This is a genomic window from Rhizobacter koreensis, assembly GCF_013366375.1.
In the GTDB taxonomy this organism is placed as follows: domain Bacteria; phylum Pseudomonadota; class Gammaproteobacteria; order Burkholderiales; family Burkholderiaceae_C; genus Schlegelella_A; species Schlegelella_A koreensis.
In genome coordinates, this window is sequence record NZ_JABWMJ010000014.1 from 1 (window position 1) to 21,215 (window position 21,215).

Sequence of the window (21,215 nt, forward strand, 5' to 3'; positions counted from 1 at the left end):
TACAGGGGCTCAACCGGGGCGCCTCCGGCGGCCTGGCAGGGGCCCGGGATTGAAGAACTTCAAACCGCAGCCAATCCACTTAACTCAGGCCGCTGCGTGTTCAAACCAGCGGAGCCGGCTCTGTTTCGCTGCTGCTGCCAACTGGAGGAGGTCCGGCTCACAGCCTTCGTTCGTCGGCAACGCCGAAGGCTGGGCTCGATTGGTCGCAACAGCTTGGTCCGAACTGAGCCAGGAACTCGCTTCCGGCCCGCGCCCAATGATCCAGGGTCGGCGGTGCGCGTCCTCAGTGGCAGCGGTCGATGGTCCCCTCGCCGAGAACAGCACAGCCGATAGATCGGGCAATTGCTCGTTCTGCGCCGATTCGGCGACAAGCCAATGGGCCGAGGAACACGCCTCGACCGTGCCTAGCGGCCGATGAATGGCTGGCTGGCGTCGTTTCGTGAACACTGCCGCCTTCACGCGTGAGGACGCCGGGGCGGGAGGCTGCTGCGGGAGATCTCGGCAAGTCGGGGATGCAGTCCCGTCCGTCAACGTTTGCGCGCGTATCGGTTGAAGTTCGGTGCGCCGATCCGGCAGGTCGCCGACCTCCGCTTTGGTGTGCTGGCGTGGGAGCGCATTGGCCCCAACGTCGCATCGGGGCTGACCCATCTCGCGCAAGCGACGGCGGAGTCGTTCCAACAGTGATTGCACGTGAGTCCTTCAAGTGGCGATGGGCGACATCGACGTTGCGCCGCTCCATGACGTCGGCGCGATGGTCTCACTATGCATGACCAGCCTCGGCGGCGTCCATCCGAAAGCGCGCATCGGACCCCCGGCCGAAGTTGCCATCGGCGTGGCAGGACATTGGAGGAGCATCGCGCAAGTACAAAGGGGTCCACCACGTCGTGCGGTCTTGAGTAAGCGGGCCCGGTCCGTATCGTGTTCAGGTAGCAACGATACGGAGATGGCAATGAGCCAAGATTTGCAAGAGGACGATGTGGAGGCGGTAGATGCTTGCGAGCCAGCCGCCGCGCCGATGCGCGAGGTTCCCGATATTCCATTCGGCATCACACGATGCATGAGAAACGAGGACTACCACGGCGACCGCAGTGCGGTGTCTTCGACCCAACTCAAACGTATGCTGATCAGCCCCGCGCACTTCCTCAGCGGCATCAGCGACCCGGAGGAGTCCACGGAGGCCCTGCTGTTCGGTTCGGTGCTGCACGGCCGGCTGCTGGAGCCCGACACCTTCGAGTCGCGCTTCTTCGCGATGCCGAAGCTGAACCGCGCCAGGAAGGAAGGCAAGCAGCGCTACGCCGAATGCCTGGTGCAGGCGGCTGGGCGCACCGTGTACCCCGAGGCCTGGAAGGAGCCCATCGAGCGCATCATCGACAACGCGATGGGTCACCGGAAGGCACGCGAGCTGCTGGCCAAGGGCGAGGCCGAAGTGGCGCTGGTCTGGCTGGACCCCGACACGGGCATCAAGTGCAAGATCAAGATCGACTGGTGGCACGACGCGCGCACGCTCGCCGACGTGAAGTCTGCCGAGGACGTGACCTTCGAAGGCTTCCGTCGCTCCTGCGCCAGGCTCGGCTATGCGCTGTCGGCGGCGATGTACTGCGAGGGCGTCTACCAACTCACAGGCGAGGAACCCGAGTGGGCTTTCATCGCCTGCGAGAAAGCACGGCCGAACACGATTGCCGTCTACCGCGCGACGCGTCCGATGCTCGAGCGTGGTCGCAGCGACTTCCGGCGCGCTCTGCGACGGCTGGCCGAGTGCCGGGAGCGTGGGCACTTTCCGATGCTGCAGGCCGATGGCGAGTGGGAGGACATCGACTTGCCGCGCTGGGCCTGACGGGCGGGCTTGAGGCGCCGGGCCTGGGCGTCCAGTCGCTGGCGGACGGCCTCAGCCTGCTCGGCTGGTGCAACGGGACTGCATCCCCGCGCCGAAAGAGCCCGCCATCGTCTGGACGTTCGAACTCGCTGGGTCAGTGGCTCAGTTGACCGCGAAGTCTCCGAGTTGCTTACCCTCCGCCAACCGCGCAACCAGCCAGCGCGGCTTGTTGCCCCGGCCGGTCCACGTGTTCTCGCCGTCGCGGTACTTGATGGCCACCGGGCGGCCCTTGGCAGCTGACTTGCGCGCCGGCGCCTTCTTGGCCGCCGCCCGCGTGGCCTTGGTCTTCTTCACCGAGCCGAACAGCTGGTCGGGCGTGATGCCGTAGTGCTCGATGGCGGTGCGGATGCGGGCGATGACGCCGTCTAATTCCTTCGCCTTGATCGCCTCTGCCTCGGCCTGCAGTTTCTGAATCTGGGCCTGAAGCTGGCTGTAGGACTTTGCCAATTCGATCTCCTGTGGACGCGCAAGTCTACTTTGGCGAAGGTTTGCTTCGACCTGCTCCAGAGTCCACGCTCGAAACCGTTGCGATGTAGTAGCCAGTGGTGCGGCGCACAGGTGAAGCCGAGAAGGTGCCAGGCATTCGACATGGCCGACTCCTCACGCGGCAGGCGGGGCCACTGCTTCGTCGCCTGCGGTTGGCGACTTCGCCCGCGGCTGAGCCAGGCTCTTGCCCAAATAGGCATCCGTAATCGCGACGCGACCGTGGCCGAGCTCGGACGAGACGGCCATGCGCGCTGCACCATCGGCGTCCCCGGCACCAGCGCCGCCGCGCACCGGCGAGGGCTCGCCGGCGAGTTCCTCGTAGCGGTCGTTGGCATGCTGGTGCCGCAGGCCGTGCGCGGTCACCCCGAGGGCGGCCTTCGTGATCTCGAACCGACGCAGCACGTTGTAGAAGCGGTTCGCGTTCTGGACCGCCGTGCGGCCCGGTGCGCCGACGTAGTGACCGGGCGCAACCGACTGCAGCGCGCGCTCGATCAGTTCCTGCTGCTCCGGAGTCTTCACGGGGATGTCGCGCGGGCGTCCACCCTTGGTGCCGTAGCGCACCCGCAGGAACTGCTTGCAGTCGGGGAAGTGCTGGGCGTCGCGCGGGTTGGCCAGATCGCGCGGGATGACGGCGACATGGGGCCGGAAGTGCCGAGCCTCCTTGGCGCGCAGGCCGAAGCGGTAGCAGAGCTCGAGCTGCATCCCGACCCACGGGTCGTAGGCCGTCACCTCACGGATCTTGGCCTCGACCTCGACGCATCGGGCAATCCAGCTGCGATCGACCTTGGCCGTGCGCTCGCGGTGGACGTAGTGGGAATCGGCGCCGAAGTAGGTCGCGACGTCGCGCACCATCCCCGGACGGCCGATCCACGCCGCATAGGTGCGCAGGAACGAGAGGTAGTTGTGGACCGTGGCCACCGACAGCTTGCGCTCGGCCCAGAGGTTGGCAACGGCCTGCACCTGGCGGTTGGTCAGGACTCGCGGATCAGCGTCTTTGAACGTGGTGTTGAATCGCAGGTCGTCCCAGAACTTGAAGTAGAACCGCTCGCGATCGAGCATGGTCTTCTGCGAGACCGTCTTGAGCAGCTTGGAGTGCTCCGGGTTGTGTATCGCCAGGACACAGTGCAGCAGGCGCTTCCAGTCGCGCGTGCCGTTGGGCTCCGTGTCGAGAACGTTCTGCGGGTTCTTGGGCGAGCCCGCTGGCGACCGGCGTGCGTAGACCGGCAGCTTGGCCGGGGGCATTGGCTTCTTCGACGACATTTCTTGCTCCGTTAACGGCCGGCGAGCCACTGCGGCCGCGTCAATGGGTTCGGACGCGGAACTCCTGCTCGCACGTGCGTCCAGGGTCGCGCGAGCAGGTCGAAGGTCAAGGGAGCAGCCGGCACCGTCGACCCTCGAAGGCGGTGCGTTGTTTCAAGCGTTCGGCCGCGCGGAGCGACCTGGCAGGTGTTGAAAAATCACAGTCCCGTAGCCCACCGTCGCGATTCCGCGGCGGTCGACTAACTGGCCAGCACACCTCGTCGGATGCGCTGCGCCGTCCTCGGTCCATGCCGAGGTGCTTCTGGGAGTTCGTGGGTACCGTTTCTCGCCGCTTGAAAGCGCTCCTGCCACCGGAGCGCACGGGGCCACGTCTGGAATCGATCGTGCAGCCTCAGACGGGCTGACCACGACCGAGAACCCTCATGGGGTTGACGACGTAGGCGACGGTGTTTTCGCGAGCAGCGCACGGGCTGCTCGTGGGATGGCCTCGGCCGCAGCGTCGCTGCTAACGAAGGCCACTCAGGCAGATCCGATGGACGGATCGAGATGAAGAGGTAGGAGCACCGCGACTGGCGCGGCAAGGCCTCGAAGGGCCGGGCTTGAAGTGCAGGTCACGACTGCGAACGGCGGGTTCTCGGATCCCGCAGCACCGGCCTGCTTGCATTGAGAGCTGTGGCAGGCAGCACAGGCTCGGGGGGAAGTTGAACCCATGCGAGGCGCGCTTGTCAACAGCGCGAAGCCCTTGAAGAAAAAAGCGCGGTGGTATGGCAATGGTTAGTGCATTTCCACGATCTGCGATGACCTTTCCCAGGGGCTTGACCTACAGGTTCCCCCGTCTAGTCGTGGAAGGCGAGCCAGACGCGAATGTAACGAGCCGCCGCAGTTCGAACGCCAGGCACGAAAGCGCCAGCAGGAGCCCGCCGAGAGGTCAGTGGAACTGCCGCCTTCGGCGGACTTCGTCGTACTTCGTGCTGGCTGGACAACGACGGAAGTCCTGCCAAGGTGCCACTTCGAGAACGTAGGCCCGGGCTCGCGATCGCGAAACAACGGGGGTCCCGGGTCTCGTTTCGAGTTGGCGGGAAGCGTTCTCTTGGCCATGCTGACGACATCGAGCAACGCAACCTGGAGAGGGTCACTCATGGGACCGATCGTCAGAGCCATCGATGTGGGATTCGGGAATACCAAGTACGTGCGAGCGTCGCAGGACGGGCGCGTGGAGTGCGCGCACTTCGCCTCGATCGCCTACGACAGCGCCCACGACAGCTCGGGCGACGGTATCGGAAACTCTCGAAGAACAGTATGCGTGCCGGTGGGTGGCATCTGGTATGAGGTCGGTCCCGACGTCGCGCTCGCAGCCGATGGGTTCGTCGGCCGGAATCACCACGACGACTACATCCGGACGCAGGAATACCGAGCTTTCACGGCCGGCGCGCTGCACTTCATGAAGGTCGACCATGTCGACCTCCTGGTGCTCGGCCTGCCCGTCTCGCAGTACATGAACCGTCGGGCCGAGTTGCAGAAGTCCATGACGGGAACGTTCGATGTCGGGCGAAAGCGCAAGGTCGAAGTTCGCCGCGTGCTTGTCGTCGCGCAGCCGCAGGGCGCGATGTATGCGGTGTTCGGGGATCAGGCGAACGCCAACCTCCGGCAAGGTCGAACGCTCGTGATCGACGCGGGGTCGCGCACCTTCGACTGGCTCGTGACATTGGACAGCCGTGTGGTCGGCAAGATGAGTCACTCGGTCAATCGAGGCGTGCACGACATGCTGACGAAGATAGCGGCTGCCATCTCGAGCGAGACTGGGCGGGACTACCAGAACCTTGAGGCGATCGACAAGGCACTGCGGGAGCGGAAGCCGCTTCGCGCATACCAGCGCAGCATCGACCTGAAGAAGTACGACAAGATGATCGAGAAGATCGCGGAGCAAGGCGCGGCCGCGATCCACAAGCGCTTGGGCTCCACGGACGATCTCGAACACATCGTTGTTGTTGGCGGGGGCATGCACCTGTACCGCGCCACGATCCGGCGCAAGTTCCCGGAGGTCAAGATGAGCGAGGTGGACGAGCCTCTGTACGCGAACGTCAAGGGCTTTCAGCTGATGGGCGAGCAGTACGTGCGCGAGAACCCGCAATTCTTCGCCGAAGCTGCGGCTCCGGCGGAGGCGGCTCCAATCGAAGGGTGAACGACATGAGCAAATCTCGCAAGATGGTGGTGCAGGTGACGATTGCCGCTGAGGAATGCCCTGAGCTGCATCGACGTCTGGCCGACATCACGTCGCCCAGGCGACGGGTGAAGCGGTTCCTGAGCCTGGCTGAGATGGGCCTTTTCGCGGAGCACGTTCGGCTCGGCGTGGCTGCACCTGCGCAAGCTGATGTCACCGGCCCCGGGACGTCCATGCCCCTGAAGCCGCTGGCGCTGAACCGTAGCGTGAGCGCACCCCAGCTTCCATCGCCGCCGGGCGGCCAAAGCATCGCCGAAATGGCGGACATGTTCGAAGACTCAAAGGGCGCAGAGGGCTCGGCTGATGCCGACGAAGCGGGCTGATCGAGACATGGTGAGCGCCAGCGAGTTGGCCCAACTCGGCTACTGCGAGCGCGCCACGCATTTCGACTGGCGTCACGGCGCCAAGCGGACTCCGGAGCAAATCCAGGCGCAAGACCGCGGCAACGCTGCGCACCAACAGTTCTACAGGGACAGCATCGCCGTTGCACGCGCCAGCGAGCGAAAGGGGAGGTGCTTTGTCGCGACCTTGGCGCTGGGAGAGGGCGACGCGACGACGGCACTGCGAGCCTTCCGGGACCTGTACCTTCGCAAGACGGCCGGCGGGCGGTGGCTCATCGGGGCCTACTACCGCTCAGGGCCTGCCGTGTGTGAGGTGCTGAGCAGGCATCCGCGCATGTTGCAGGTAGTGCGCTTGGGAGTCTCGCTGGCCGCCAAAGCGGCTGCGTGGGCGGTCGTTCGGAAACTCTCGCGATGAGCGACGCCATCTCCGGCGCCTTGCTGCTTGTCGGGCTGCTGTTCTTTTCAATCAGCTACCTGTGGTTGCGAGGGAGACAGGAGCGGCCGGACGAGAGCTGGTTGCCCAGGGAACTCGCCGGCGGGCAGCTGGCCTTCGCCGAGAAGCGCTTCGAGTCTAGGCGGCACGGCCTCGTGGCTCGGCTCGACCGGGCCTACCGCGCCGGCGATCAACTGCACCTGGTCGAGCTGAAGACCCGGGCGTACTTGGCCGCGCACGTGTCCGACGTGATCGAGCTGTCCGTGCAGCGCCTTGTCCTCGAGGCGGCGACCGGCGAACCTGTGTCGTCGATCGCGCACGTCGCCGTTCAACTGCCGGACCGATCCGGCCTGCGTACCATCCGGGTCGAGTTGTTCGACGAGCACCAGGTCATGGCCATGCGGCAGCGACTGCTGCAGCTGCGGGACGGCAAAGGCGCGACGCCGCTGCCCGCGCCGCGGAGGAGGGCCTGCGAAAAGTGCGGCCACCGGACAGTGTGCCAACGCACCTACGGCGATCGCGAGTAGCAGCACGCTGGTGTGGAGGACGGTCGGCCGCGCTCTGCGCCGGGGCAGCACGTGCCCCCTTGCCATGCTTGGGAGCTGACTCCGATCCGACAATGGCGACCCGCCACAGCGCGCGAGGAGGGCGGCGCGATCAGCTGGCTAGACTCAATGGAACCTGCGCACAGCCGATGCACATCACCGACCTGACACATTTCCTCGATGCCTCCGGCGGCCTCGCGCCGGTCAAAGGCCCGGCGCGCACACTGGCACAGTTCCTGTTCGATGTGGTTGCGCACGCGTCCGATGGATCCGACGGTGCGCCGGCTGCGCCGAAGTGCTTCAAGTGCAAGAAGGGTGCGGTCACCGCGGCTCGAGCCATGGACCAAGCGGTCGTGTGGACCTGTCCATCTTGCGATGCCGAAGGTCGAATCTCCAACTGGCAGGGCACGATGTGGGACTTGACGGCGCGGCCCAAACCGCAGGGCTGAGGGCCGCTCGCGCCTGGGTAGCCGAGCGGTTTGCGTCCTACTGAACCACAGGACCAGACATCGCGAGTCTCCTGACCGCGCCGGCAATCGCCTCCTGCAGAGAGCGGGCAAGGAAGGGCGAGGTGTCGGAGCTGGGTCCGTAGTCGTAGGGCTTGAGGCCCCAGTGGGCAGCGACGAAATCGTCGACGGTGGCCACCGCGTCGATCAGGCCGAGCTCCTTCGCCTCCGGGCCCGGCCACACCTCGCCGGTGCCGAAGTCGACGTTGGTCTTCAACGCCTGGCCCCGCCGGGCCTTCACCTCCGCCAGGAAGAAGCCTCCCATCTGGTCGACGAGTTGCTGCGCCTTGCGGTCGACTTCAGGGCTGACCGGAGTGAAGGGGTTGAGGAAAGCCTTGAGCTTGCCAGATGCGTAGACGCGCTGGGCCACGTCGACTTTCGCAATCGCCTTGTCCAGTTGCCAGGGGGCCATGATGGCCCCTATCGACCCCACGAACGAGTACTTGGCCGCGACGATCTTGTCGGCGTTCAGCGCGACCATGTAGGCAGCGCTTGCGCCGACGTTGTTGATGACCGCGACGACCTCCTTCCGATGCTTCGACTTGAGGGCATTGATGGCCGTTGAGATCCGTTCGGCCTCCACCGGCGCACCCCCAGGGCTGTCGATGTGCAGAACCACGCCCTTGACATTCGGATTGCCGAAGGCCTTCTCCAATATCGGGATGATGTTCTCGGCAGAGGCGCGTTCGCTCGACCCGATGGGCCCCTCGATGCGGACGATGCCGACGACGTTGCCGAAGGGACCCCAGCGGAACCCAGTCGAGCTCAGGAAGAAGAGAAAGTACAGCACCCCAAGCAGGACCGGTGCACCGAAGAACATGGCCTGGAACCGGTTGCGCCAGCGGCGCTCGGACCTCCGTTCCTTGGCTGCAAGTGCCGCCGAGCGTTCAAAGGATTGCCGTTGCTCCCGCATCTCTCGCAGCACTTCGAGCACCACGGACGGGAAGCTCGTTGCCTCACTGCGACCGTCTGGCGGCGACGGTGGTTCGATTGGGGTGGTGGACATCGCGCGCTCCATTCCGGGCTGCCAGTGCCCGGAACTCGAAGATAGTGCGCTTGGCGAGCCGCTTCCACTCGAAAGGAGGGTCCGATCCCCCCATGAAAGCTGGCGGAGGGCTGGAGTTGGGGGAGCCTCAGGGGCTGGGTTGGGCCTAGCTACTTGCAGGAGCCGCCCTGCAGAATCGAAGACAGTGTCATCTTCCCGCAGTCCTTCTTGGCCCCGGGCGATGCGTCCGGCTTTGCGGGACCACGGTCGGCCTGCTGTGCAGCTGCAGCGAGGCGTGCCTTGAGCGCGTCCATCGGGTCGGTTCGCTCGAGCTCATCAAGCCTGCCCACGAGTTCGTCATGTTTGAGAATGGTGCATCGGAGTTCAAAGCCGGCCTGAGTAACGTCGCCGAGAGGTAGCCTCACTTCGGAGCGGACGACGCTCGCGATCGGGCATGCCGAGTTCACAACTTCAGATAGAGACTGCACGTCCACACTACTAGCTGTCGCGCCTTGCACCACTAGGACTTGGCCGTTTCTGCACTTTGTCGCGATGAAACTCGCGGCCATGCGAAAGAAGGCGTCGACCTGATCTTTCTTTGGTGCGGCCGATGGAACCAGCGTCTTCGATCCTAGGAACAGATTCGTGTCGTGAGCAAGATCGCAGACCGAATCGTCGGTGGCCTTGTTCGGTCGCAGCGCAACTGCTTCAGCTGGTCCAGTTGTCATGACGGCGCACAGGGCGACCGAAAGACTCAGCAGGTGGGATGTACAGGCGTTCATGGCTGCTCCCTTGACGGCATGCCAAAGGCAGTATATGAAGACGGACGCGGGCCCCCAACGATGGTGGTGTCGCTGATTGTTTCAGCAGGAGGTAACAAGGGTGGCGAAGGCCAAAGTTGCGCTGGCTGCGTTCTTGATCGTCGGGGGCATCGCCGCCTCGACGGTGACCGAGCGCGACCCGTTTGTCATCGCGTTCTTTTGGGTGTTGTTCGGAGGCGTAGCGGCGGCCCTGGCGATGTTTGCTGGTCCAGACCAGGACGTCGTTGTTCCTGAACCCACGGTGCCGAACCCCTTCACAGATGAGTTGGGCGTCCAGCGCTACCCGGGTGACGTCTTTGATCTGGAGAACCACCCGCGGCCAGGTGCGAACGGACGCTTCTAGCCGCCGTGATTCTTCGGGAGCTATTTGCGACGGCCGTCCCTCGGCAGCATCGTGGGCACTTCTGGTGTCGAATCGATTGCCTTTGCGCGGGTCGATTGAGCTTGGCGTTCTCTCGCCACCTCGGCAGCTCGTAGCGCCGCGTCGCTCCCGCCTCCAATCGCGTCTCGCGCGCCCCCAATCAGATCCCTTGCATTCTCGGCGAGTGCTGCTGCATCTTCTCGAATTTGCCGTGCGCTCCCGAGAACCTGCGATCGCCGGGTTGAAGCGGTCCCATCTTGGTTTCTAACAATCTCGTTGCGCTGATCAAAGGTGGCCGCCTGTGTGGGACGGGAACTTGCGTCCTGTGTCTGGCCAAGGACTTGGCCCTGCACTTGCTCGAGTTGGGTGGACGGAACGGGTGGTCGTAAAGAAGCGGTTCCGATCCGCGTTCCGACTGAACGATCATTTGCGGCGTCTGCCGAGGCGATCCTGCCTCTGGCGAAGATCGCATCTGAATTGTTTGCTCGATTGGTATCGAGCACCCCGGCAAAGGTGCTGGGAAGGGCTGTGCCCGACACGGTCTTGGTGGGCGGGAGAGCCCTAGAGGCAAGTTCACTCGCCATAGCGGCTTGTAGGGCGAGGCTATCCGATCCGTATTCAGCTGCGAGCCTGTTGTAGCGATTGATGAAGTCCGAGTTTGCAGGTAGCTGGGCGAGGTCGATCGAAAGAACTTCGCCCGTCTCGTAAGCTTTTGACAATCGCTCAGCGACAGCGGTTCGATCGGCGAGAGTCGACTGTGCGGTCTCGGCACGGCCAACGGCCGTGGACAGGCGCGAAGCGAGTTCGGTTCCTTCGCGCTGATCGCTTCCGAGAGCACGTACGAACGACTGATCACGCGTGGCACGCTCGGCGAAAGACTTGAATTCTCGGAGTTGGTCCGCTGAAAGTTCGTTCGCGACCTTCGTCTCCGCGTCATTGAGCGTGTTCGTGTAGCTCTTTCCAGCGCTTCCACCAGCACTTGCTTTGATGGGGCTGATACCCGGGGTTGCGACACCACCAGATAGCTGGAACGCGATATTCGCAACCTGTTGGGCGCTCAAACCAGTTGTCCGCGCGACAGCTTCGCTGGTGACACGCAAGCGCTCAGCAGTTGCGCCGAGTTCGCTGCTGGAAGAGACACCCTGGCCGTCGTTCCTCGTGGTGGAGCGGAAGCGACCCGCGCCGCGCGACATTGTGTCTACGAGGACTGACGAGAGATCATTCGAAGCCGACACGGCGTCTGTGCGTGCTGCTTCGACGGACTTTGAAGCCTCCTGGACCGATGACTGCGTTACGCGCGACGAGACAACACGTGAGGCCGCGCTCTCGTTGCGGAGGAAGGAGGTAGCCTGCGCGCCGCTGGCAGTAGTCGTGACCCAGTTGCCGTCCAGATTCTGTTCGCGACTCACCCAGGGGTTCGAGGTGGATGGGCTGATGGTCCGCTGGTCCATCGACACGTTGCCCATGCTGGCATTGCCAGTGGCTGCGGCCGCGGAGGCGTTTCCAGACATCGAGGCAGCCTGAAGCCCCTGCAATCCGCCCATGACAGCGGAGCCGAAGTTGACCATCCGATTGGCCAGGGACCAGGCGAGCATGGGGATCCCGATGATCAGGTACGAAACCACCGCCTGCGCAGAGACCGAGTTCGAGTAGATGGGTGAGGCTGTCTGCAGCGATAGCGCCTTCACGCCCCCGCCAATCTCGGCAGCTGCTGCCTGATCGAGTTGCCCGTAAAGCGTCGCCATGTAGTTCAGGATCGCGAAAAGGGGTGGCCAGAGCTGGATTGACACCAGGGCTATCGCATAGCCCGAGAGGATCATGATCGTCGTGCGGCCCGTCGAGACGAAGAGCAAGAGGACAACGAGCGGGAAGACCGCGTAGCACATGGCTTCCGCGACATTTCGGACGACCGGCAATGCCTGGGACGAGATCTTCGCGCCGTTGATCCAGGATGCGTTTTGGGCAGCCACTGCTTGAGCGCGACCGGTCGCGAGCATCATGCAGGCCGGATCGTTGATGCGCTGGCAGCCCATCTCTCCCGCGTCATTGATCGCATTGACGATGGCGTTCTGGCGGATCAGGTCCGCAGCTGTCGCCGCGGCGCCGGCGATCTGAGATCGAATGTAGGCCTGGGGAATTTGGTTGAGCACAGCCGCCTGCGCGGCGGCGGCGGGCAGGTCCGGATTCAGTCGCTGGCCGAGACGCGCCACCAGCGCGTTCACCTGCGCGGGCAAACGTCCGGCGATCGAAGCGTATGCGGCGTCGCAGGTCGTGGTTGTGACGCCCGCGCCGGCCGTGATCACGGTGAACCTGGCGGGGTTGGTAGCCGCCATCGCTGCCCAGAGGTTGTCCGAAGTGGAGAACGCCGTTGCCGACAAGGTGCCGTCGGCGATGTCGTACGCGGTGCAGTTGTTCGCGAAGTTGAGGATGTCGTTGAGCACTGCCGGATCGGGAATCGAGATGCTGCGGGTCTCCTGGATCAGTCGGCTTCCGAACATCAAGCCATTCTGCTGGTAGGAGAGCTCTCCGGGCAGTGAGGCCGGGCCGGGAAGCGTCTGGAAAGCCGTCTCGAACAGCTCGGTGATCGTGTTCCCGATGGTGCTGGTCAGTCCGCCTAGAGCCGCCATCCCGAACGGCACGTTCGCGATGACGCGATTGGCCGTGCCGCCGGTCTTGTCCACCACCGCGACCGTCACGCGCGGCACGAACAGCACGCCGTAGATCAGCACCACCGATGCCAGCCACCTCCAGCCAACCAGCTTCTCCGGCTGGAACATGTAGGCGACCATCGCTGCGACGAAGCCGCAGAAGGCGACGGCGGCGATGGCGCTCAGGTATGTGCCCGAAGCCATGATCGCTGCGATGGCGTTGAATATGCCAGCCAAAGCGTCGCTGTTGTGGTACGCGAAGATCTCCCACATGACTATGCCCTCAGCGCGTGGCCGCTGCTACTTGCTGCCGCGGCTGGAGTAGCCCAGCATGTCGAGCGCATGAAGCGACATGCTCGACCTGAGGTTGCGCTCCAGGCGTTCCATGTCGGTCGCGACGGTCGAGACCGCGGTCACTTTGCGGTAGAGCGTGGCTTGTTCTTGCTGGAGTAGGCCCATGAACTTCTGAACGTCTTCACGTTGCTGGATGGCTAGGCTGCGCTGTCGTTCGCTTAGCCGATGCTGCTTTGTCAGCGCGGAGATGGCTACGTTCGCGAACTGGTTGAGGAAGGTGAAGGCGTAGTCGGCGGCGATGACCTCGCGATAGTTGCCGATCATCATGTCCGCGAGGCCCGAGCCGGGGATCGTGTTGCCGATCGACAGCATGCGCCAGACGGGGATGCTGGTGCTGTTCACGAACCCGACCGCGGCCGAGTTGTTCGGGATCGCGGTGCGGGTACGGATGTTGTCCGAGATGGCCTGCATGATGTCCGAGACCTTCTTGGTCAGCGGCTGATGCACGTAGGTGTTGTCGCGAGTGATCGCGTCGCAGTCGGTGTAGTTGTTGCAGCGAAGGAGCTGGAGGTTGATGTTGCCGCCCGCGGCATCGGACTGTCCGTAGAGCAGCTGCGCAACGGTCGTGATGCTCGGGCCGATGTACTCGGGGTCGCGATTGGCTGCCTCAGCGGGGAAGATCACGGCCCCGACAATGCTCATCACCAGTTCGCGTGCGGGGTCGTCGAGCGTGTCGATCGACTTGAGGGCACGCCAGGTGAAGTTGCCGACAAACGGCGCCTGGGCCGCAATGTTGGCATCCGCGCTGGTGCGCGCCGAGGCAAGGATCGATGGACTGTCAGATGCGCAGCGCCGCATGGCCGAGTCGATGTCGGTTTCCATGCCCATCTGCATGGCCAACTTGGCGCACGCTCGTTGCGAGTCGTATCCGACGGCTTCGGCCGCGGACGACACCAGGGCCGTCGCGGTCTCGCAGGAGTTGATGCGCGCGTTGTTGATCCAGGTCTCAAGGCCCTTCGCCCACTTGGTCAGGCCGCCCAGCAGTGGCGAGACGGCTTCGAGCGCCAGTTGAAAGGCAATCCCTGGCAGAGCCGCCGTGATGTTGCGCAGCATGTTGCGGAACTCGGTGGCGGAGATGTGCGAGAAGGACCCGCCGAAGAGGTCGATGCCACCACAGCCGCCCTTGGCAGTCGGGAACTGGATCGCGGCGAGCTGGTAGGTCTTGTTGGGCGAACGCAGGTAGAGGTTGCCGCCGGTGTACGTATTGAAAGTCTGTCCCTTGAAGGCCCCCGGCGCGGTGTAGTTGCCGATCGCACCGAGGTTGTTGAACATGGTGTTCACCTCGGCGTTGAGGTCGCCCGCGTAGGTGAGCGGTGACGCGAGGGCCAGTGCGTAGGCGACCAGGACGGCGATCAGCTTGCGGAGCATGATGCGTGCGGACATGACGGCTCCCTATTGAAGATTGACCCGACGGGTGATGGACGGCACGTACGCGTCAGCGCCCGGCGCGGTGACGGTGGCGATGCGCTCGAGGAGTTGGGACTCGGAGAGCACGCCGAAGCCGATCGGCATGATCTTTCCGGTGAAGGGCTCGGCCAGGTAGACCGCGGGCACCTGCGTCACCTGCAGCGTGCGCGCGATGCCGTTGTCGCGGCGGAAAGTGGGGAAGTTCGGCAGGCCCTTGCCGTCGACGCTGATCGGCACGACCTGGACCCCGAAGCGAGCGCTGAACGCCTCCAGCGTCGGTGCGAAGGCATGACAGTAGGGGCAATCGGAGCGGAAGAAGAAGAACAGCACGTGGCTGCGCGCCAGGTCGCTCATTGACTGAGCTCTGCTGTTGGACTGCTCGCGATCGAAGACCTCGATGGCCCGGGAGTTCACGGGCCGACCCTGCAGCGTCATGTCCAGCTCCGGTGTTGCCCAGGCCACGCGCTGCGCAACGTCGGAGAAGTAGCTTGCCTGGCGGACGACCTGCGCCTCAAGCTGCATATAGCGGCGGACGTTGTCCTCGCTCGGCCGGATGATCGCGATGTTGCGGTACTCCTCGAGCCGCTTCTGCAACTGCTCGAACTCGATGAGCTCGGGTGCGCGGGTGTCGCGCCGGCGCGGTTCCGCCTTTGGCTGCGCGGGCTTGGGCAGCACGGGCGGCAGAACCTCTGGCTCCGGGTCCTCGTAGAAGTGCCAGCCCCGTCGCGCGTCATCCCAGAATGGCGAGCGGGAGACGGGGTGAGCGGCGGTTGTGGTCGCGCCGGGCGTTGGATCGGCCTGCGCCACGGCCACGGCGGGTGACACCAGCATGGCGATGGCGGCGAGCGCGGCGAACGGCCTGGACATGAACATGGCGCGCTCCTTAGGAGAGGGACCTGGGTGGCTGGCCGTCGCGGCAATAGTTGATGCCGAAGTCGACCGTATGGGGCTGGCCCGGCGCTTGGCCTGGGACCTGCACCCCCTCCTGGCGGAAGCTGACCTTGAGCCGACTGCAGCCAGCCTGTGCGTAGCGCTTCACGGTGGTGACGTCGATCAGGATGGGGCCCGACGCCTTGAAGTGCCGGGTGATGTTCTCGGCGTCCTTGTTGGTCAACACGCCCAGTGCCGATCCCGACGGCGAATCGATGGCGGCGACCATGAGGACGCGCACGTCGACCACTGGAACCCGTGCGGTCTCACCCGCCTGGGCATGAGCGGGCAGCGAGACGGTGAAAGGCAGAACGGCGAGCAGGCACAGCGGTTTCATTGACATTTGCCCTGTCCGAAGTAGCAGTTGGGAACCCTCGCGCCGTTGTTGTTCTGGATCGCCGCGAGGTTGGGGCTCTTGGCCACGAGCGACGCGTAGAACTCGCTCAGGTCCATCCGGGCGAAGTCGAGCGACTGGAGCTGAGCGATGCTGAAGCCGGAGCAGTCCGGGGTCTCGGCGCTTCCCCAGCCTTTGGAGATCTGGCCGCGTCCCTGCTCGTTGACGATGCGCGCGAGCATCGAGTTGAAGCAGCACTTGCCGGTCGTGTGCTCGGTGCAGGAGACACAGACGCCGAGGATCCGCAGGCAGGTGGAGCAGTAGCTGCCCACCGTGTGGCACAGACCGGCGCCTTCCTTCAGTGCGACCCGGGCCTCGTTCTCGTTGCACGAGGTCAGCGACAGCACGATGTAGATGATGGCGGCGATCACCAGGGTCCAGGGATCGAAGGCGATCACGAAGCCCTCACCCGCCACCGTGCTGGACGAGTACAGCACCGTCGAGCCGGCGGGAAGCGCTGTGCCGTTGACAGCGATCGTGACACCGTAGGTGGAGAACGAGCCGCTGAAGCCCGCGCCGGTCAGCAAGGCGCTGAGACCCTGGTAGACGAACTCGCGGTTCTCCGAGTTCATCAGGATGTCGTAGACCAGCCGGGAACCGGTGCCGAACACGCTCTGATTGGACATACCGCGGCCAGACGAGTCGGAGTTGCAGCAGTTCGTGAGCAGGCGGTCGCGGCAACTGTTGGCCTCGCCCTTGAAGACCTGCATGCGGTCACTGTCGAGGTAGACGCCAGCCTCGCGGGTGGCCTCGAGCATCGACATCGTTCGGGCGAAGTCCGTGTCGTTGGTGTAGGTGGTGTTGAAGCAACTGGTGCCGAGGCAGAAGACATTCGTCGGACAGTTGGTCGCTTGGGTCACCGTCTCGTTCGGGATCGTGCAGGTGTACTGGTCCTGGAAGGCCTCGCAAGCGCCTGTCACCGGATTCGTCCGGGAGCAGGTCGAGGAGAGCGGTGTGCAGCCGGCGGCCACCAGGGGAGCGCATTGGTCGGCGGTCGAGGTGCCGCTGCAGCTCATGGTGCTCTGGTACTGCCAGCAGTCGCGTGTGACCGGCACGCCATCGATGACCTTGGTGGAGGGGCCGTCCACGCACACGGGTGTGCTGGCCACTGCGCAACGGCTGTCGGCCGCCAGACCCGGGCATTGGTTGTTCCAGGTGTCTGTGGCGGTATTGAGCGTTGCCGGTTTGGCGTAGGACAGCCGCATTTGCGGGATCGGGCCGTAGGCCGGGTTGGGTGCCCAGCCGACCACCGCGCGGGTCGATGTGGCTCGCCAGTAGGCCGCGGCATAGGTGCCGGTCACATCGGTCGCCCGGATGTCACCGGGTGAGCCCGGGCTGTAGCAGGTTGTGGTTGCCAGCGCGGAGCTCGTGCACCCGAAGTTGTCGCCACCGAATATGCAGGTGGTCGCTAGAAGGTTGTCGCCACTCTGGCTGCCCGCGGGGCAGGCACCGTAGACGTCGATGAAGGGGTGCACGGTCACGCACGTCATCGATTCCCAGCCGCCGGTGCACGACTCGACCGGATCGTCGGCGATCATGGCCGTCAGGCTGCACGTCGCGCCGGTGCAGCTCTTGTCCGCCACGTAGACGCCTCGCTCCGCACGCGTGAAGCTCGGCCAGTTGAAGGTCGTCCCGATGACGGCCACCCGTTGCGGCGCGACCACGGGTGTGGTCATGTCGACATCGAAGAACGCGAGGGGATTGCCGGAGCTCGTCACACGAAAGTGCTGACGGGTGTCCGGGCGGTCCGGCAGACATTGCGCGGCGACGGCGGTCGATCCCGACGAGGCCTGCGCGAACCAGTCGCCGGCGTTGCAACTGGTGGAGCGTGAGACTGACACGTTGAGGGCGTTCGAACAGCTGTAGCTGCCGGACGTCACGTAGCGGGCGCAAGCACGTGTCTCGGTGTGCGTCGCGATCGTGGTGTCGGTTGTCGTGCAACCGCTGTAGTAGGCGGCAAGGCTGCCCAGATCGAGCGAAGGATTGCGAGCGATGCTCGATGCGGCGGCCACGGCCGGATCGCTCGGAGAGATTGTCGGGCGCGGCGTGTTGGCCGAGTTGATGGCCGTGCGAAGCGCCTGGCAGGTCGGGTCGTTCGGTGTCGCGGCGCAGGCCGCGAGCTTGGCAGTGACGTCGGGGCCGAGCGCAGGCCGCCCGGCCAGCGATGCCTCCGGCGGCGTCGTGGTGTAACCAGGGACGACGCCCGTGGCGGACGGCTGGTTCACCATGCCGCGGATCGTCGTGTTGGCAGCGCGCCCGGCGGCGACGCCCTGATCGTGTGAGGTCTGGGCGATCGCCGCCGTCTGGGTCACGATCAGGGCTTGCGTCATCACCCAGACAACCAGGCGCTTGAAGGTCATGCTCAGCCCCCTTTGATCCGGGCGAGGAAGTGATTGGCGTCGCGCGAGAACTTCGGGGCGCTGCGCTGGATGAAGCGCAAGGCGTAGTCGATGCTCACGTCACCTGCTGCGAGCGCGTAGCTGTCGGCTGCGAAGCAGGTGCCGGCAGCGCAAGGCGTCGGGACCGAACGGTCCTTGATCAGCACGAAGGACGGTGTGGCCGTGATCGAGAAGCGGTCGAAGGCCTGGGGATCGATCTGGAAGCCGACCTTGCGCTGACCGATGACACGTTGGACCCGGGTCACGGTCTTCGGCAGAGAGTCCTCCACCAGGCCACGCAGCACCAACGTCGCCCCGCTTCGAGCCGCCTGCTCGGCCAAGCGCTCGAGCGCCGCATCGGACATCGAGAAGCTGACGAACACCAGCAACGCCGGTCCCATGGCCACGCCCGGCCTGGAGGGGTCGGGGGCGCCCATTTCGTCGAAGCCCCTCGCGATGGCACCGAGGTCGATGCGCTGCGGCGTGCGCGGCTGTGGCAAAGCGTCGATCCGGGGCGTTGATGGGACGGGAACCCGGGAGAGCTCTTCGTCGGTGGGCATGCGGTACCTGCGGCGCGCGGCCTCGATGTCCTTGTCGGAGATGGCCGGCTGGCTGCGCGCCGCGCGAGCGATGTCGGCCTCGGTGACCTGGCCACTGCTCGCCTGAGCGAGAGCCGCTGGTGCCGCGGTCACGACCAGCGCAGCCGCGAGCGTGGCGGCCAGGACGCTGCGATGAAGCTCAGTAGCCGACACAGCAATTCCTCTTCCGGAACAGCATGAAGGCGAAGTCCTCGCCGCGAACGGGGTACTCCTTGCCTGCGCCCCACAGGACGGTGGTGCGTCCGAACGGCTGGCAGCACTTGCCGTCGAGCTTGTCGGTCGACGGGATCGGGTAGGTGAGGTTGGTCTTGTAGGACGCCTTGTCCATGATCGGCTCGAAGTAGGGACCACATAGGCCCCGCGAGCCGTGCCAGCCCCAGGCGATGAGTTCGCGGTGCATCTTGGCCGTCAGGCGCTGGGCGAGTAGCGCGGCCGTGCGCACGCCGCCCATGTGGTACTGGACCTGGCCGTCCAGCGGATAGATGCCCCCCTGGCAGCCAGCACACCAGAAAAGGGTGTTCAGGCCAAAGCCGACGGTGGCTGCCACGCAATCCGCCGCGCAGGCGGCGATCGCGATCGGATTGGCGAAGAGCACCGCGTCCGGATTGAGGATCAGCGTCAGTTCGTCGTCGTTCCACAGCGGATCGACCTCGGTGAGGTACGCGAGGTCGAAGCTGCCGCGCTCAAGGCAAGGGAAGTCGGCGACGACTTCGAGCCAGTACAGGACGGGGTTCGTGTAGAAGTGGGCCTGATAGAACGACCCGCCATCGCCGTCCCCTTCCGAGCGGGTGTAGCGGGCACCCTCGGGAGCTGCGATGCCCGGGTCCAAGTTGAGGCCGCCCAGGGATGGCAGGCAGAACGGCTTGCGCGTCGCCTCGACATGGCGCGCAGGTTCCCAGAAGCCGATGGACAGGCCGATCGTGGGATTCACGCCGCAGCTGCAGATCGGATTGGACGGGTTGTCGCCGCTGTCCTCCTGCCCACCGAAGTTCGCGATGGTGGCGCCGCCGATGGTGATGGGCAGCACGCACGACCAGCAGATGTCGGTCAGCGGGTTCGGGAACTTCCCCGTGCAGGTGGCCATCCCTGCCGCGGTGGCCAGCGAGGACCATACGAGCAGCGGCAGCAGGATCAGCAGGATCAGCAGGCGGTGGAGCGTGTTCATCGCACGGGAACCTCATCGATGCGAAGGCGCTGGCCTTCCTGAGACACGATTGCGGGCACCGCGGCGATGCCGAACTTGCGCACGAGGGTGCCCTCCTGGTCATAGAACACCGGCTTGTTCCAGCGCTTCATCAAGTCCATGTAGCTGCCGCCCACGAGGATCGGCTTGACCTTGCCCTGGTAGCGCTCGATCAACTCGCGCGCCCGCGCGACCTGGCCCGGATCGCGTGCGTCGAAGAACAGCAGGTGCTTGGACAGGCTGACGACCTCCAACGGGTTCTTTCGGGTGCCAGCCGGGAAAAGGACCGCGCCCTGAGCGTCGACGACGTTGGACTGCAGCGTGAAGGTCGGGTCAAAGTAGTAAGTGCGTGGAGCCAGGGCGGTGCGCAGGCCGTCCACGGGCTTTGGGTTGTTGACCGCGTAGGCGGCTCGGTCGCGCGCCTCCTGCTCGTGCCGCCGGAGTTCGCCACTGGCCTCCTTGGCTCGCAGCCGGGTCATGATCACATCGAGGAAGTGCTTCTCCGCGATCGGGTAGGTCGGCCCGATGGTGCCGAGGTTCTCGGCCCGCCCGCTCGCGGCGCAGCACAGGGCGGCGAGCGCGAACGTGACGGCAGGAAGCCGTGGCATCTCACTTCCCCGGGCACGCGATGGAGGCACCGAGTCGCTGCAGCGCGGCCGTGTCCCGCTCGTGGGAGGCGCGGATCATGCCCATCAGCACCGGGTCGCCGTCACCTTGCGCGAAGGCACGACGCAGCTCGGTGGTCCGCAGGGGACGTCCGCAGCGATTGCGGAACGCCGCCATGAAGGCTTCCGCACCGTCGCGTGCCGGCGGCGCGACCTGGGACAGCAGCGCCAGGTAGGTATCGATCGGCACGTCATCCTGGATGTCCAACCTCTGCGGCTGGGCGCCGACCGTGCCCGCCAGGCACAGCATCGTGAACATCGAGATCGCGCGCATGCAGTCCTCACTTCACAGCAGCGGAATAACTCGCGACTTCACGTCCTGCACCCGCACCAGCCCGCTGAGGCTGTAGCGCGAGTCGAAGCTGTCGGCGCTGGTGCCTTGCACATACAGGTGACCCGCCGGAATGACGGTCGGCGCAATCGGGCTCAGTTCCCGGCGGTCGAAGGCATGGGTCTTGGCGCGTCCCACCGGTGCGCCGTTGACGAAGACGTCGCGCCCCTGCACCGTGACCACGTCGCCTTCCACGCCGGCGACCCGTTTGAACAAGGCCTGATGGCGCAGACCGGGGTACGCGACTTCGCCTGCGGGTCCCTCGAATGCGTAGACCACCAGATCGCCGCGGCTGATGGCGCCGCTTCGGTAGTCGGCGATCGCGACCTTGTAGGGCAGACTGGGCGTCCAGTTGAACAGCAGCGGAACGACCGGCAGCGGATGGACGAACATGCGGATGAGCGCGAGTACCCAGACTGCGCCGACCGCGCCAAAGACCAACCAATGCCGTCGCATGTCGCGCGCCAACAGGCGGGCGCCATGGAGCAGCCAGG

Annotated in this window: 21 protein-coding genes; 7 read left to right on the forward strand and 14 right to left on the reverse strand. The window is 65.1% G+C overall.

Annotated features, from left to right (window positions below; translation table 11 throughout):
* Positions 1–709: 709 nt before the first annotated feature.
* Positions 710–1,834, forward strand: a complete 1,125-nt coding sequence (locus tag HQN59_RS22485) for a PD-(D/E)XK nuclease-like domain-containing protein (protein WP_176071389.1) — start codon at positions 710–712, stop codon at positions 1,832–1,834.
* Between the two features lie 141 nt (positions 1,835–1,975).
* On the opposite strand, the gene HQN59_RS22490 is transcribed toward HQN59_RS22485, so the two are convergent.
* Positions 1,976–2,320, reverse strand: coding sequence for an H-NS histone family protein (locus HQN59_RS22490; protein ID WP_176071390.1), 345 nt, complete (start codon positions 2,318–2,320; stop codon positions 1,976–1,978).
* A 153-nt stretch (positions 2,321–2,473) separates the two neighbouring features.
* Positions 2,474–3,619, reverse strand: a complete 1,146-nt coding sequence (locus HQN59_RS22495; protein ID WP_176071391.1) for an integrase domain-containing protein — start codon at positions 3,617–3,619, stop codon at positions 2,474–2,476.
* Between the two features lie 1,138 nt (positions 3,620–4,757).
* On the opposite strand from HQN59_RS22495, the gene HQN59_RS22500 reads away from it, so the two are divergent.
* The 5 genes from HQN59_RS22500 (at position 4,758) to HQN59_RS22520 (ending at position 7,608) form a co-directional block, all read left to right on the forward strand.
* Positions 4,758–5,801 carry a PRTRC system protein D gene (locus tag HQN59_RS22500; protein WP_176071392.1) on the forward strand — a complete coding sequence of 348 codons (1,044 nt, stop codon included), beginning with the start codon at positions 4,758–4,760 and terminating at the stop codon, positions 5,799–5,801.
* The gene (locus tag HQN59_RS22505) at positions 5,798–6,163 is read left to right on the forward strand and encodes a hypothetical protein (RefSeq protein WP_176071393.1); all 366 of its coding nucleotides are present in this window, start codon (positions 5,798–5,800) and stop codon (positions 6,161–6,163) included. Before HQN59_RS22500 ends, HQN59_RS22505 begins: the two co-directional genes overlap by 4 nt.
* A gap of 7 nt (positions 6,164–6,170) precedes the next feature.
* Positions 6,171–6,596 carry a CFI-box-CTERM domain-containing protein gene (locus HQN59_RS22510; protein ID WP_176071394.1) on the forward strand — a complete coding sequence of 142 codons (426 nt, stop codon included), beginning with the start codon at positions 6,171–6,173 and terminating at the stop codon, positions 6,594–6,596.
* Complete coding sequence (locus HQN59_RS22515; RefSeq protein WP_176071395.1) at positions 6,593–7,141, forward strand: PD-(D/E)XK nuclease family protein; 549 nt, start codon at positions 6,593–6,595, stop codon at positions 7,139–7,141. Before HQN59_RS22510 ends, HQN59_RS22515 begins: the two co-directional genes overlap by 4 nt.
* A 167-nt stretch (positions 7,142–7,308) precedes the next feature.
* Entirely contained in the window at positions 7,309–7,608 is a 300-nt protein-coding gene (locus HQN59_RS22520; protein WP_176071396.1) for a hypothetical protein, read from the forward strand.
* A 37-nt stretch (positions 7,609–7,645) separates the two neighbouring features.
* Here the strand turns inward: HQN59_RS22520 and HQN59_RS22525 are convergent, their stop codons facing one another.
* Positions 7,646–8,671, reverse strand: a complete 1,026-nt coding sequence (locus tag HQN59_RS22525; protein WP_176071397.1) for a S49 family peptidase — start codon at positions 8,669–8,671, stop codon at positions 7,646–7,648.
* 149 nt (positions 8,672–8,820) lie between these two features.
* Positions 8,821–9,432: a hypothetical protein gene (locus HQN59_RS22530; protein ID WP_176071398.1), complete on the reverse strand. Its 612-nt coding sequence runs from the start codon at positions 9,430–9,432 to the stop codon at positions 8,821–8,823.
* Positions 9,433–9,532: 100 nt separating this feature from the next.
* Between HQN59_RS22530 and HQN59_RS22535 the strand changes: the two genes are divergently transcribed.
* Positions 9,533–9,814: a hypothetical protein gene (locus HQN59_RS22535; protein ID WP_176071399.1), complete on the forward strand. Its 282-nt coding sequence runs from the start codon at positions 9,533–9,535 to the stop codon at positions 9,812–9,814.
* Positions 9,815–9,834: 20 nt separating this feature from the next.
* Here the strand turns inward: HQN59_RS22535 and HQN59_RS22540 are convergent, their stop codons facing one another.
* From HQN59_RS22540 to traF (HQN59_RS22585), 10 genes are all read right to left on the reverse strand, one after another.
* Positions 9,835–12,753, reverse strand: a complete 2,919-nt coding sequence (locus HQN59_RS22540; protein ID WP_176071400.1) for a conjugal transfer protein TraG N-terminal domain-containing protein — start codon at positions 12,751–12,753, stop codon at positions 9,835–9,837.
* 27 nt (positions 12,754–12,780) lie between these two features.
* Positions 12,781–14,217, reverse strand: a complete 1,437-nt coding sequence (locus HQN59_RS22545; RefSeq protein ID WP_176071401.1) for a conjugal transfer protein TraH — start codon at positions 14,215–14,217, stop codon at positions 12,781–12,783.
* 9 nt (positions 14,218–14,226) lie between these two features.
* The gene (traF, locus tag HQN59_RS22550) at positions 14,227–15,114 is read right to left on the reverse strand and encodes a conjugal transfer protein TraF (RefSeq protein WP_246295107.1); all 888 of its coding nucleotides are present in this window, start codon (positions 15,112–15,114) and stop codon (positions 14,227–14,229) included.
* Positions 15,115–15,124: 10 nt separating this feature from the next.
* Positions 15,125–15,514 carry a hypothetical protein gene (locus tag HQN59_RS22555; protein WP_217704276.1) on the reverse strand — a complete coding sequence of 130 codons (390 nt, stop codon included), beginning with the start codon at positions 15,512–15,514 and terminating at the stop codon, positions 15,125–15,127.
* Positions 15,505–17,925 carry a type-F conjugative transfer system mating-pair stabilization protein TraN gene (gene traN, locus HQN59_RS22560; protein WP_176071402.1) on the reverse strand — a complete coding sequence of 807 codons (2,421 nt, stop codon included), beginning with the start codon at positions 17,923–17,925 and terminating at the stop codon, positions 15,505–15,507. Before traN ends, HQN59_RS22555 begins: the two co-directional genes overlap by 10 nt.
* A gap of 2 nt (positions 17,926–17,927) precedes the next feature.
* Positions 17,928–18,503, reverse strand: coding sequence for a type-F conjugative transfer system pilin assembly protein TrbC (gene trbC / locus HQN59_RS22565; RefSeq protein WP_246295108.1), 576 nt, complete (start codon positions 18,501–18,503; stop codon positions 17,928–17,930).
* Positions 18,504–18,681: 178 nt separating this feature from the next.
* Positions 18,682–19,707: a TraU family protein gene (locus tag HQN59_RS22570; RefSeq protein ID WP_176071404.1), complete on the reverse strand. Its 1,026-nt coding sequence runs from the start codon at positions 19,705–19,707 to the stop codon at positions 18,682–18,684.
* Positions 19,704–20,363: a type-F conjugative transfer system protein TraW gene (gene traW / locus HQN59_RS22575; RefSeq protein ID WP_342451287.1), complete on the reverse strand. Its 660-nt coding sequence runs from the start codon at positions 20,361–20,363 to the stop codon at positions 19,704–19,706. Before traW ends, HQN59_RS22570 begins: the two co-directional genes overlap by 4 nt.
* Positions 20,335–20,664 (reverse strand): hypothetical protein, encoded by a 330-nt coding sequence (locus tag HQN59_RS22580; RefSeq protein WP_176071405.1) that lies wholly within the window; start codon positions 20,662–20,664, stop codon positions 20,335–20,337. Before HQN59_RS22580 ends, traW begins: the two co-directional genes overlap by 29 nt.
* Positions 20,665–20,676: 12 nt before the next feature.
* Positions 20,677–21,189: a conjugative transfer signal peptidase TraF gene (gene traF, locus HQN59_RS22585; protein ID WP_246295109.1), complete on the reverse strand. Its 513-nt coding sequence runs from the start codon at positions 21,187–21,189 to the stop codon at positions 20,677–20,679.
* Positions 21,190–21,215: the final 26 nt, after the last annotated feature.